At 71.1% G+C, this 12,150-nt stretch carries 12 protein-coding genes and 1 pseudogene; 6 read left to right on the forward strand and 7 right to left on the reverse strand.

Annotation, left to right across the window (positions count from 1 at the left end; genetic code table 11):
- Positions 1-57 precede the first annotated feature (57 nt).
- Positions 58-297 (forward strand): hypothetical protein, encoded by a 240-nt coding sequence (locus tag H3C53_08595; GenBank protein ID MBW7916724.1) that lies wholly within the window; start codon positions 58-60, stop codon positions 295-297.
- 409 nt (positions 298-706) lie between these two features.
- Here the strand turns inward: H3C53_08595 and H3C53_08600 are convergent, their stop codons facing one another.
- From H3C53_08600 to H3C53_08610, 3 genes are read right to left on the reverse strand one after another with little or no spacing between them, the layout of a single operon-like run.
- A complete protein-coding gene (locus H3C53_08600; GenBank protein ID MBW7916725.1) occupies positions 707-1,735 on the reverse strand; it encodes a D-2-hydroxyacid dehydrogenase in 1,029 nt (342 codons plus the stop codon).
- A 37-nt stretch (positions 1,736-1,772) separates the two neighbouring features.
- The gene (locus H3C53_08605) at positions 1,773-2,591 is read right to left on the reverse strand and encodes an ABC transporter permease subunit (GenBank protein MBW7916726.1); all 819 of its coding nucleotides are present in this window, start codon (positions 2,589-2,591) and stop codon (positions 1,773-1,775) included.
- Positions 2,588-3,601 (reverse strand): ABC transporter ATP-binding protein, encoded by a 1,014-nt coding sequence (locus tag H3C53_08610; GenBank protein ID MBW7916727.1) that lies wholly within the window; start codon positions 3,599-3,601, stop codon positions 2,588-2,590. The genes H3C53_08605 and H3C53_08610 overlap by 4 nt, the downstream gene beginning before the upstream one ends.
- Before the next feature lie 156 nt (positions 3,602-3,757).
- On the opposite strand from H3C53_08610, the gene H3C53_08615 reads away from it, so the two are divergent.
- A complete protein-coding gene (locus tag H3C53_08615; protein MBW7916728.1) occupies positions 3,758-5,977 on the forward strand; it encodes a transglutaminase domain-containing protein in 2,220 nt (739 codons plus the stop codon).
- 4 nt (positions 5,978-5,981) lie between these two features.
- Here the strand turns inward: H3C53_08615 and H3C53_08620 are convergent, their stop codons facing one another.
- From H3C53_08620 to H3C53_08635, 4 genes are read right to left on the reverse strand one after another with little or no spacing between them, the layout of a single operon-like run.
- Positions 5,982-6,842, reverse strand: a complete 861-nt coding sequence (locus H3C53_08620; GenBank protein ID MBW7916729.1) for an alpha/beta hydrolase — start codon at positions 6,840-6,842, stop codon at positions 5,982-5,984.
- Between the two features lie 44 nt (positions 6,843-6,886).
- Positions 6,887-7,573 (reverse strand): hypothetical protein, encoded by a 687-nt coding sequence (locus tag H3C53_08625; protein MBW7916730.1) that lies wholly within the window; start codon positions 7,571-7,573, stop codon positions 6,887-6,889.
- Positions 7,570-8,475, reverse strand: a complete 906-nt coding sequence (locus tag H3C53_08630) for an ABC transporter ATP-binding protein (GenBank protein ID MBW7916731.1) — start codon at positions 8,473-8,475, stop codon at positions 7,570-7,572. The genes H3C53_08625 and H3C53_08630 overlap by 4 nt, the downstream gene beginning before the upstream one ends.
- Positions 8,472-8,867 (reverse strand): GntR family transcriptional regulator, encoded by a 396-nt coding sequence (locus H3C53_08635; protein MBW7916732.1) that lies wholly within the window; start codon positions 8,865-8,867, stop codon positions 8,472-8,474. The genes H3C53_08630 and H3C53_08635 overlap by 4 nt, the downstream gene beginning before the upstream one ends.
- Before the next feature lie 297 nt (positions 8,868-9,164).
- On the opposite strand from H3C53_08635, the gene H3C53_08640 reads away from it, so the two are divergent.
- From H3C53_08640 to H3C53_08655, 4 genes and pseudogenes are all read left to right on the forward strand, one after another.
- On the forward strand, positions 9,165-10,610 hold the full coding sequence (locus H3C53_08640; protein ID MBW7916733.1) for a cbb3-type cytochrome c oxidase subunit I: 1,446 nt from the start codon (positions 9,165-9,167) through the stop codon (positions 10,608-10,610).
- Positions 10,607-11,056, forward strand: a pseudogene (locus H3C53_08645) (cbb3-type cytochrome c oxidase subunit II). Before H3C53_08640 ends, H3C53_08645 begins: the two are co-directional and overlap by 4 nt.
- Positions 11,033-11,884 (forward strand): cytochrome c, encoded by an 852-nt coding sequence (locus tag H3C53_08650; GenBank protein MBW7916734.1) that lies wholly within the window; start codon positions 11,033-11,035, stop codon positions 11,882-11,884. Before H3C53_08645 ends, H3C53_08650 begins: the two are co-directional and overlap by 24 nt.
- A complete protein-coding gene (locus tag H3C53_08655) occupies positions 11,881-12,147 on the forward strand; it encodes a hypothetical protein (GenBank protein MBW7916735.1) in 267 nt (88 codons plus the stop codon). The genes H3C53_08650 and H3C53_08655 overlap by 4 nt, the downstream gene beginning before the upstream one ends.
- Positions 12,148-12,150 lie beyond the last annotated feature (3 nt).

Here is a 12,150-nt window from a genome sequence, read left to right on the forward strand (position 1 = left end):
AGTCGACTCATAATCGATTGGTCGCTGGTTCGAACCCAGCAGGGCCCACCAGTTCACATGACCAAGAGGAACATCACGCTCTCGCTTCCCGAGGACTTGGTCAGGCGGGCGAAGGTCTTGGCGACTCAACAAGGCACGTCCGTCTCTGCCTTGGTCGCGCACCTCCTCGAGCAGGCTGTCGGCGGTGGGAACGATTACGAGTCCATCTGGGCGGCGGAAGAGCGTCTCATGCAGACGGGCATCGGCCTCGAGGTCGGCCAGGTGCTTCCGACCCGCGACGAGGTTCATGAGCTGTGAGCCTGGAGTTCGTCGATGCCAACGTTCTCCTTCACGCCTACGACGTCACGGCCGGAGAACGACACGAAAGGGCTCGTGAGTTGGTGGGGCGCCTAGGCAGGACCCGGTCCGGCGCCTCGAGCGTTGAGGTTCTCCAAGAGTTCTACGTGAACGCCGTCCACGAGACCGCGGTTCCGCTCTCACCCGCCTCGGCGCGCGAACGAGGGGCGGTGCTAGGACTATGGGCGGTGCACGCGCCAGGGTCTCCTTCTGGGACGCGATGATCGTTCGATCCGCTGGCGCCCTGGGCTGCAAGGTGCTCTGAGGTAAGGCCAATGACCACGCCCATCGTCACCATCAGAACGCACGAGAAGGCCTTCGCGAAGATCACGAGGAAGCCGCGAGCCCCCGCGTCCCTCTGACGCCCCCTTCAGTACAGCCGCTCCGTGTCCAGGACGTTGAGTAGCGGCGCGCCGGCCAGGTAGCGGCGAAGGTTGTCGCAGAAGAGCTCCACGATCCGCTCGTTCTCCCGCTCCGACGTGCTGGCGGAGTGCGGGTAGATGGTCACCGTCGGGTGCGTCCAGAGGGGGCTGCCTGTCGGCAGCGGTTCGACGGCGGTAACGTCGAGGGTGGCGTGCGACAGGTGGCCAGAGTCGAGGGCGGCGAGGAGCGCCGCCTCGTCCACGACCGCGCCTCTGGCGATGTTGACGAGCATCGCCCCGGGCCGCATGGCCCGGAACGCCGCCTCGTCCATGAGCCCTTCCGTCTCGGGGGTGTGTGGCGTGATGAGGCAGACGTAGTCGGCCTGGGCGAGTACGGCGTGGAGGTCGGCGGGGCCGTGCACGCCGTCGACGCCCGGTGTTGCCGGGTCGGCGCCCGCGGCGTGCCGCTTGACGGCCACTACCCGCATGTCGAACGCCTTCGCGAGGCGCGCGACCTCCGTCCCGATCCGGCCGTAGCCGATCACCGCCAGCGTCTTACCCGTGAGTTCGCCGGTGGCGAAGCGCCGCCACGTGCGCTCGCGCTGCTGCCGCCTGGCGAGGTCGGCGCGCTTGACGTGCTCGAGGATGGTCATCATCACGAACTCGGCGAGGGGGCGGGCGTGGACGCCGCTCGCTGTGGTGAAGCGGGCGTCCATCCTGTCGAGGTCGTGGCGGCGCACCAGCTGGCCGATGCCGGCGCTGGTGGCCTGCACCCAGCGCACGTTGGGCGCGCGCTCCGGTAGCTGCCGCAGGCCCGTGTAGTCGAAGTCGAAGAGGATCTCGGCCGCTCCGAGGAGCGCCTCCCAGCGCACCTGCTCGGCGTCGGTGCGCTCGAGTGGCGCCCCGATGTGGTCGGCGACGTAGCGAGGCCTGGGCAGGAGCTCGGGGTGATACCTGACGTCGAGCCGCTCGTCGACTCCGCGGATGACCTCGACGAGCTCGGGCTCCACGTAGGAACAGATCAACACCGTCGGCATCGGCCGCCTCCAAGTGGTGCCGCGTGGCCTCGGCGCCTCAAAGCCGCGCGATCATCTCGGCCCGCCTGAACCGCCGCGCGCCCGCCCACAGGAGCGCGGCCGCCGCCAACCACAGCACGAGCCCCAGCCCGGCCACCAGCCACACGCTCAGGTAGATGACGCCCACGGCTTGGGCCACGACGAGCGCGACCACCGGCAGCACCACCACGCCCCCCAGCTGGTACGCCTCCTGGAAGGTGCTGACGCGGGCCGACACGAGTACGGTGGCGCCAAGGCCGACGGCCGCGGCCGCCGGCATGACCCAGAGCGCCAGCACGACCCACATCCAGGTGGGCAGGAACACGCGGCCCATCACGGGCCAGGCGGCGATGTTGGCGGTGAGGCAGTAGAGGGCGAAGGCGCCGAGTCCGAGCGTGACGGCCGGCAGCCAAGCCGAGAGCATCTTGGCGCTGAGCAGGTCGCGGTCGGAGACGGGGCTGTAGATGAGCGCCTCGAGGGTCTTGCGCTCCTTCTCGCCCGCGAACGAGTCGGCGGCGAGCACGCTGGCGAACATGAGCGGCACGACGAGGAGGAGGGGCGCCAGCAGGTAGACGAGGCCGAGGACCACGACCTTCTGCGGGTCGTCGAGCCCCTCCACGCTCGCCAGCAGCGTGGGCGAGAGCTCGCCGAGTTGCCGCACGAGGTCGCCGCCCTGGTCCGCGGCGGCCGGCGCCATGAGGGCGAAGAGCAGCGGCAGGCCGACGGTGAAGAGGACGGGCACGACGATGAACGGCACCAGCACGGCCTTGCTCGCGAACGCCACGCGCACGTCCTTGGCGACGATGGCCCGGATGGCGCGGGCGCGGCGGCCCGTCACGGCTCGGCCCCGTAGAGGGCGAAGTAGACGTCGGCGAGGGTGGGCTCGAGCGGTTCGACGCGCGTGACGCTCAGCCCGGCGCCGACCAGGGCGGCCACCAGCGAGGGCGTGGCACCGTCTGGGAGGCGCGACACGGTGAGCGTGTCCTGCCCGGGGTCGTCAGGGGCGTCGTCCGGGGACGCGATGTCGGCGTCGGGGTGGCGCGCCGCAATGAGCGCTGCCGCGGCGGCGCGCTCGCCCGGCGCGACGCCAACGCGCAGCTTGCCGTGCGGCGCGAGGCGGGTGAGCTCGGTCGGGGTTCCGAGCGCGGCAAGCTCGCCGCCGCGCATGACGGCCACGCGGTCGCACACGCGTTGCGCCAGGTTGAGGTCGTGGGTGCTGAGCACCACCGTGCGCCCCTCGTGCGAGACCTGCTCGCGCACCAGCTCGACGACCTGACGGGTGGCGACCGGGTCGAGGCCGGAGGTGGGTTCGTCGAGGAACAGCAGCTCCGGCTCGTGCAGCAGGGCGCGAGCGAGGGCGAGGCGTTGGCGCATGCCCTTGCTGAAACCGCCCACCAGCGCCTCGGCCGCGCCTGCGAGCCCGAACTGCTCGAGCACCTCGTTCACGCGTGCACCCACCCGCTCGGCGGGGTAGCCGTAGAGGTCCGCGAAGTAGCGCAGGTTCTGCCGGGCAGTCAGGCGCTCCTCGAGCGCGGGGTTCTCGGCCAGCACGCCGAGGCGGGCTCGCACCTCGGTGCCGTGCGCGAGCGGCGACATGCCGAACAGCCGCGCCTCCCCGCCAGTGGGCGTCAGCACCCCGGCGAGGAGCCTGAGCGTGGTCGTCTTGCCTGCGCCGTTGTGACCGAGGAGCGCGAACAGCTCGCCACGAGCGACCGTGAACGACAGCGGCGCCACGGCGACCTTGTTGCCGAAGGCGCGGCTGAGCTCGCGCGCCTCGACCACGGCCGTGTCTGGTGGTCTGGGCGTGGGGCGGGCGCCGGCGGCGCCGCGCGCCTGGGAGGCGGTCATCACCGGATTCTACCGGTGGGCGCGGCGTGGCGCGTGGCGGCGCCGTTGACGGCGGTTTGACGTCGGCCCGCTACCGTGACTGCATCCAAGGCCCCCGGGCGGGGGTCCGGCCCGAAGCCGCCGACGGCTCACGGCGAGGATCTGCGAGGTGAGAGAATGCGCAAGGCCTTACACCGACTCACGAGCTTCTTCCTGAGCGTCGGGCTCCTCACGATGGGAGTCCCGGTTCGGGCCCAGGTCGACGGTTACGCCGACGCGCGCGCGGAGCTGAGCGCCGGGATGGCCGAGGTGGCCGGCATCCGCGGGCTGCTGGACCGGGCGGCGTTCGACCTGGACGAGCTCGCCATGGAGCTCTTCTTCGAGGACGCCGAGGGCATCGCGGCGTGGGTGACCGACAACGTCGCCTACCAGCCGTACCGCGGGCTGCTGCGGGGCGCGCAGGGGACGCTGCGGGCGCGCGCCGGCAACGCGCTCGACCAGGCCGTCCTCCTGGCGTCGCTCCTGGGTCAGGCCGGTTACGACGTGCGCGTCGCCCTCGGCACCCTCGACGACGCGCAGGCGGCCGAGCTGCTGGGCACCACGGCGGCGGCGCCCGCGCGCGACTACGGGGAACTGGAGGCGCGCTTGCGCGCGGCGCTGCCGAGCATGGACTGGGACCTCTTCTTCGCCGCCCAGCCCGACGCGGACCGCTCCGCCGAGACGGCGGAGCTGGCAGGCGCGCTGGGAGCGGCGCTGGCGGACGCCGGCGTCCAGCTGGCGAGCGCCGGGCCCGACCTCCTGGCGGAGGCGGCCGAGTACGCCTGGGTGGAGTACCGGTTGGGCGACGGCGAGGCGTGGGCCGCGGCGCACCCCGCCGCGCCGTTCGTGGCGGGCGCCGAGCCCGAGGTCGCCGAGCGGTTGGAGGGCGGCGTCCCGGAGGCGTTGCAGCACCGCGTCAGGTTCGAGGTGCTCGTCGAGGTCCTCGAGGGCGACGAGCTGACGGTGCGGCCGGTCATGCCGGCGTGGGAGCGGCCCGCGGCCAACGCCGACGGCGTGGTCATCTCCTACTCGAACGTGCCGAACACGGCCGCCATGGAGGCTGACCTGCCTACCGTGCTGGCCGAGAGCGAGTTCTGGGTACCGACCTTCATGGGCGGAGTCCCCGAGGGGGCGCAGGCGTTCGACATGATGGGGGCCCTGCTGACCCCCGAGGACGCCGCCAACCCCATGGCCGGCGTGGTCAGGAACGTGCGGCGCGGCTTCAGCGACGCCATCGGCGGCCTCGGCGGCATGGGCGGCGAGCCCACCGGCGAGGCCGTCGCCCTGACGGCGCAGTGGCTGGTCGTGACGCTCGTGGCTCCGGGCGGCGAGGAGCGGGAGTTCCGCCGCACGGTCTTCGACCGCATCGGGGCCGAGGCGCGCGAGGCCGGCGCCGTGACCACGGCCGCGATGACGCGCGAGGAGGCGGAGCTGCGCCTGCTCACGGAGCACCGGCTGATGATCTTCCCCGGTGCCACGCCCCGCGACTTCCTGCTGGACGAGTACCTCGAGCAGGTGTTGGCCAGCGAACCGCTCCTCGAGCGCGCCCTGGCCCTCAGGTACGGCGTCGAGCCGGAGCGCGGGCTGGCGGAGTCGCTGGCGCAGGGGTCGCCGGTCGAGCACTTGCTCACCATGGCGCTGTTCGACCAGGGTCCGGCCGGGCAGCTGTCGTGGCGGGCGGAACCTGGCCTGCTCATGTTCTCGGACGGGCTGGCCGGGAGCGTGGAGGAGGCCAGAATCGTGAGCCGCCTCGACATCGTGAACAACTCGCGGCGCACCCTCGGCGCCGGCGGGCCGGCGAGCATGCTGGCTCAGGGCGTGTGGGAGACGTTGACCGAGCGCGACCTCCTCGGCGACCGGCGTCACAACACCGCCAACTTCCGGGGCGACCTCACGGTGGTGGAACCGTTCGGTGCTGCGCCGGCCGGGTTGTCTGCGGAGGCGCGCCGCAACCTGCAGCGCGACCTCGACCTCGGTTACGCCGCACTGGTCCCGGCGGGCGCCGACGCCTGGTGGCGCGTCGACCCGACCACGGGCGAGACGCTCGGCATCACGGCGGACGGGCGGGGCCAGTCGCTGACCGAGTACACGATCATGCTCTACGACAACGCCTTCACGCTCATGTTCGCTATGAAGAGCTACAACGACTGCACCAAGGGCAACCCCTCGTGGGAGGCAGAGCTCTGCTGCCTCGCCAAGGCGCACATCAGCAACATCTTCGGGATAGGCCTCGGCCACGCCATCGGCGGTTTCGGCTTCGGCGGCGCCGTCCTGGGCATGGCGGCGTTGTCTTTCAACATCACCTCGGGCCTGCTCGGCACCAACTTCGCGGACCTGTTCCCAGGTGGCGTCTGCTGAGGCGTCAGCTCCCGGCGTCGCGCCGCGCCCAGGTGGCCCGCAACCAGCGGGCGCACAGGTCGACCCAGGCGTGGGCGTTCTCGGGTAGGGCGGGGCGGTCGGCGTTGGCGACCGGCTCGGCGGTCGACAGGCCGTGCGGACCGTGCGCGAAGTGGTGGTACTCGTACGGCACGCCCGCCGCCTCGAGGGCCGTGACGAAGCGCAGCGACTGACTGGCGGGGACCGTCTGGTCCTCGCCAGTCGTCCACACGAACGCGGGCGGCGTCTCGGGGCCGACGGCCGCCAGGCAGTCCTCCTTGAGGAGACGGGTCAGGCGTCCGGCCGGCGGCAGCCAGTCGAAGCTGAAGACGGCGTAGCACGGCACGATGGCGTCGGGCCGGGAGGAGTGCTCGAGGAGCCCGTCGTTGGCGGTCACGCCGCGCGCGGCGAGGTCGCCGTACTCGGTGCGCTCCGCCGCCACGAGGTCGTCGCGGTGCCACATGGTCCCGAGCATGGCGGTCACGTGGCCGCCGGCGGAGAAGCCCATCACCGCCACGCGCGTGGGGTCGACGCCCAGGTCGGCGGCGTGCTTGCGCACCCAGCGAACGGCGCGGGCGGCGTCCACGGCGGGGTGAGGGTAGGTGGCGTGCTCGCGGATCGAGTAGCGCAGCACGAAGGCCGAGAAGCCGTGACGCATGAAGGCGAAGGCGGCCGGGTCGGCCTCCCGCTGAGAGAGGAACTCGTAGCCGCCACCCGGGCACACGATCAGGGCGGGCCGGGGGTTCTCGAGCGAGCTCGGAAGCTGGTCGGAGCGCGGCCGATCGAAGAGGGCCGCCTCCAGCGTGACGGCGCGGTCCGGGTTCATGGTGACGGTGAAGCTGCGCATGCCGCCAGCCTACGTCCGTGGCGCGAGCGGGCGTGCGGGGTGGCTCACGGCACCATGCGCCTTATGACGGCGAGGGACCCGAGTCCCAGCACGGCCAGCAGCGCGAGCCCCCAGAGGGCCAGGCCGAGCGCGCCCTGGGCCACCAGCCACGCCTCGACCTCGCCGGCCACGCCCGCCCTGAAGACGAGGAGGATGACCACGGCGAGGACGAGGGTGAGGCCGACGAGGGCGGCGATCAACGCCAGGGCGCCCCAGCGCTTGTTGATGGCGGCGCAGAAGTAGCCGCTGACGAAGAAGAGCATGGCTATGACGAAGTAGGCGAGGAACGCCGTGCCGGGCGCGTCGCCGCCAAGCGAGGGGAGGGTCACGTAGCCGTTCATGCCCCAGCCGTGGGTGGCGCGCTCGATCACGCCGATCGCGGCAAACGCGGCGGCCAGCATGCCGGAGGTGAGGGCCGCCGTGAGGAGGGTGCCGAGGTGGAAGTCGCGTCGGGTGATGCTCAGGGCCTGGGAGAACGGGAACGTGAGCGTCAGCGCCTGCACGCCCACGACCAGGAAGGACCAGAGGGGAGCGCCGGCGGCGCCGAAGCCGTACTTCGCCTCGCTGGTGGGTATGAGCGCGAACACGAGCAGGGCCAGCAGCAGCGCGCCGGCGAGGATGAGCAGGGGCATGTACACGTAGGTGGTGCGGTTGAGTAGCTGTAGCCTCACGACCTTGATCACGTTCGTCATCCGCGGCTCCTTCCCTCGTCGGGCCGGGCGCTCCGGCCGGGTTCGGTGATGCGGACGATCAGTTGTTGAAGCGAGACGGGCGCGACCTCGAGGCCGCGGGCGGCGAGGCGGGCGCGCTCCTCGCCCTCGAGCCGCCCGAGCACGGTGACGGAGGCGACCCGGCCGAGCCGTTCGGTGTGGATGACCTCGCGCCCGGCCGCGAAGGCCTCGACGGCGCTCGAGTCGCCCACGACGTTGACGGCGCGGCCGCGCGCGTCGTCGGCGCTCTCGTCCATCACGACGCGGCCGCCGTCGAGCACGACGATGCGTTCGAGCAGGCTCGCCACCTCGTCGATCAGGTGCGACGACAGGACGATGGTGCGGGGGTGATCGGCGTAGTCCTCCAGCAGCCGGTCGTAGAAGGTCTGGCGCGCCGCGGCGTCGAGGCCGAGGTACGGCTCGTCGAAGAACGTGATCTCGGCCCGGGCCGCCATGCCGATGGTGACGCCCACGGCGGAGAGCTGCCCGCGCGACAGGCGCCTCACCGGCTTGTGGAGCGGGAGCTGGAAGTCGGCCACGAGCCGGTCTGCCAGGGACTGGTCCCAGGCGGCGAAGAAGAGGCGCGCCATGGCGAGGGCGTGCCCGACCTTGACGCCGTCCGGGTACTTCTGGTTCTCGCGGACGAAGCAGGTGCGCCGCAGGACGCGCGAGTTCTCGTAAGGCTCCTCGCCGTACACCTTGACGGCGCCGCTGGTCGGGAACGCTTGCGCCGTGATCATCGACATGAGCGTCGTCTTGCCGGCGCCGTTGCGACCGAGCAGGCCGTAGATCACGTCCTTCTCGAGGGCCAGGCCCACGTCGTCGAGTGCGAGGGTCGCGCCGTAGCGCTTGGTCAGGTGGTTGACTTCGACTACCGTGTTCATCGCTGCTTCCTTCCCGCGAAGTGCTCCCGCAGGAGTGCGGTGAGCGCGGTCTCGTCGAGGCCGAGCTTCTCGGCTTCGACCACGAGCGGTTCTACGTAGCTGGCGGCGAACGCCGCTCGCCGCTCGGCGAGCAGGGCGCGCCTCGCGCCCGGCGCCACGAACATGCCGATGCCACGCTGCTTGGCCAGGATCCCCTTGTCGACGAGCAGGTTGACGCCCTTCGCTGCCGTGGCGGGGTTGAGCCGGTAGAACGCCGCGAGCTCGTTCGTGGAGGGCGCCTGGGCGTCCTCGGGCAGGCTGCCGTCGACGATCGAGTCCTCGATGCGTTCGGCGATCTGCAGGAACAGTGGTCTGGTGTCGTCGATCGTCCGGCCTCCGCTTCCTTGGTTCATTAGTCGAGTAATGAACCGATGGAGTGTACGGCTTGGCGCGGTGTCCGTCAAGTGCGGCCGCGCCATGACCCATGTCAACGCGCTACCGCGAATCGGAACGGTTCAATTCGAGGGCTATGCACCGGGCAGCGGTACGCCGCCCGCCGCGAACGAGTACCCTGACCCAGGCGAGCCACGCCGCGGCCGGAACCGGCACAGCGTGGTCGCTCGCCATGGCAACTCAGCAGGAGGCAAGTCGATGTCCAACGTGATCGGTCCCGAAGTCCTCGCGCCCAGCGCCCCGCCAAGGTCGAGCTGATGGCCCAGACCTCGCCGGTGCTGGCCGTCAAACGTCCGCTCACGGTCAGCAAGACCAGCGTCGAGCCCGTCGCCGACAGCGACAAGCGCTGGACGAGCCTCATCTACTCCTACGCCGGCGCCGCCACGTTCTGGCTCATCTGGGGCACCCTGGTCGGCCTGTACCTGAGCTACAAGTTCGCGGCGCCCGACGTCGACCACATCTCGTGGCTCTCCTACGGGCGGCTCCGGCCCGTGCACACGAACACGGTGTTCTGGGGCTGGTCGTCGCTCGCCATGATCGCCGCGGCGCTCTACGTGGTGCCGCGCACGAGCATGCGCCGGTTGTGGTCGTACCCCCTCGCCTGGGTAGCCTTCTGGCTCATCAACGTCTCGGTCCTGGCCGGCGACGTGATGCTGATGGCCGGCATCAACAACGCCGGTCAGGAGTACCGCGAGTACATCTGGCCCGTGCAGCTGGTGTTCGCCGTCGGCGTCATCCTGGTGGCCTACAACCTCGCGCGCACCATCGCCGACAGGGGCATCGAGGAGATCTACATCTCCAACTGGTACATCATGGCGGCGTTCCTATGGACCATCCCGCTCGTGGTCTTCGCCTACATCCCCTTCTACCAGCAGAACGCCATCAGCCAGACCGTCATCCAGGGCTACTACATGCACATGGGCGTGGGCATGTGGTTCACGCCGTTCGTGCTGGGGCTCACCTACTACGTGCTGCCCAAGCTGCTCAACAAGCCCATCTACTCCTACTCGCTCGGCGTGTTGGCGTTCTGGGCGCAGCTGATCTTCTACACCATGATCGGCGCCCACCACTTCATCTTCGCCCCGACCCCGTGGTGGATCCAGACTGTCGCCATCATCTTCAGCGTCGCCATGATCATCACGCTCGCGGCCGGCACGGGCAACTTCCTGCTGACCATGAGGGGCGAGGGGCGCACCATCGCGCGCTCGTACAGCCTCCCCTTCATCCTGGCCGGCGTGATCTCGTACTTCCTCTTCTCGGCGCAGGGGTCCCTCGAGGCCATCCGCAGCCTGCAGGGGATCTGGCACTTCACCAACTACACCGTCGCCCACTCGCACCTGACGATGTACGGCTTCGTCGTGCTCCTCATCTGGGGCGCCCTGTACGGCCTGCTACCGCGCCTCACGGGCCACGAGCCGCCCGCCTTCTGGGTGGGCGTGCACTTCTGGTTCGCCGTCGTGGGGCTCACGCTCTACTCGTTCGCGCTGATGATCGGCGGCAGCGTCCAGGGCCTCAGCTGGATGAGCGGCTCCCCGTTCATCGAGTCCGTGAAGGCCATGGCGTCGTTCTGGCTGTGGCGCGCCGTGGGCGGCACGCTCATGTTCCTGAGCCACATCATCTTCGCCTTCAACATGTGGGCGATGCGGCCCCGCGCCGCCACCAGTAGTGCGGCCGCCCCGGCGGCCACCGAGGTGGCGCAGTGAACCTCCACAAGAACCACTGGCTCCTCTTCAGCGTGACGTTCTTCGTGTTCGTCGGCCTCTCGCTGATCATCGCCATCTTCCCCGCTATGTGGGTGCAGGACAACTCCGAGCCGCTGCCGGGAGCCGTGCCCCTCACGGCGCTCGAGCGCGAGGGGCTCGGCGTCTACGTCGCCGAGGGGTGCGTGGCCTGCCACACCCAGCAGGTGCGTCCGCTCGAGATGGATCAGGCGTGGGGGCGCCCCGCCGCGCCCGGCGACTACGCCTACGTCACGCCCCTCGGCGTCTGGGCGCCCTACGCCCCCGCCGTGCTCGGCAGCGAGCGCAACGGCCCGGACCTGACGAACGTCGGCGCGCGCCAGGCGAGCGACGTGTGGCAGTACATCCACCTCTACAACCCGCGCGCGGTGGTCCCCGACTCGGTCATGCCCGCCTACCCGTGGCTCTTCGACCGCGTCGCCGACGCGCCCCCCGGCAAGGCCGTGCCCGTCCCCGCCGCGTTCGCGCCGAAGGACGGCTCGAAGGTCGTCCCCAACGCACGCGGCGAGGCGCTCGTCGCCTACCTGCTCTCCCTGAAGCAGGTGTCGCTGACGGCCGCGCCGGCCGCCGAGGCCGCACCCGCCGCCGCAACGTCGGCGGCCACGGGAGCGCCCGGGACCGCCCCCGCCACTGAAGTTCCCGCGGCCGCCCCGCCCGCGGCCGCGCCCGAAGCGCCTGCCGCCGAGACTCCGGCCGCCGAGCCGGCCGCCGCCGAGCCGTCTGCCGCCGAGGTCCCCGCCGCCGAACCGTCTGCCGCCGAGCCGGCCGCCGCCGAGCCCGTGACCCAGGGCGCCGCTGCGGCCACGACGGGGTCGGCCACCACCGAGGCCGCCACCGCCGAGGCCGCTGCTGCGGAGCCCACCACCGCCGAGGCGGCGCAGCCGGCCGCGCCCGTGGAATGGGACGAGGCGCTCGGCGAGTCGACGTTCATGGCCTCCTGCGCGGCTTGTCACCAGGCGACGGGGCAGGGCATCGTGGGCGCCTTCCCGCCCCTGGTGGGCAACGCGGTGGTCGGTGCCGACGACCCGGCCGAACACATCGCCACGGTGCTTTACGGCAAGCCGGGGGGCGGCGTGATCGACGGCGTGACCTACACCTCTCCCATGCCGCCCTTCGCCGCCCAACTCAGCGACGAGCAGATCGCGGCCGTCATCAACCACGAGCGCACCAGCTGGGGCAACTCGGCCACGCTCGTGACGCCCGATGCCGTCGCGGCCGCCAGGAAGGCAGGACAGTGACCCAGCTACTCCGCCTCGTGACGACGTTGCAGCACGAGATGCACGGCGCGGCCGCGGCCGGCGCCGCCCAGCCCGACGACTTCTCCCTGCGGACGGCGGACCATCACGCCATGGCGCCGCAGGGGGGTTACGAGTACGTGCTCGTGATCATCGGCGTCGTCGTGACCGTGCTGCTGACCATCTACACGATCAAGCTACTCGTCAAGCCCGGCGAGGTCGGCCCCGGACACATCAAGCGCAAGATCTTGACGGGCGACCGGTGAGGG

It is taken from the genome of Trueperaceae bacterium (assembly GCA_019454765.1).
In the GTDB taxonomy this organism is placed as follows: Bacteria; Deinococcota; Deinococci; order Deinococcales; family Trueperaceae; genus JAAYYF01.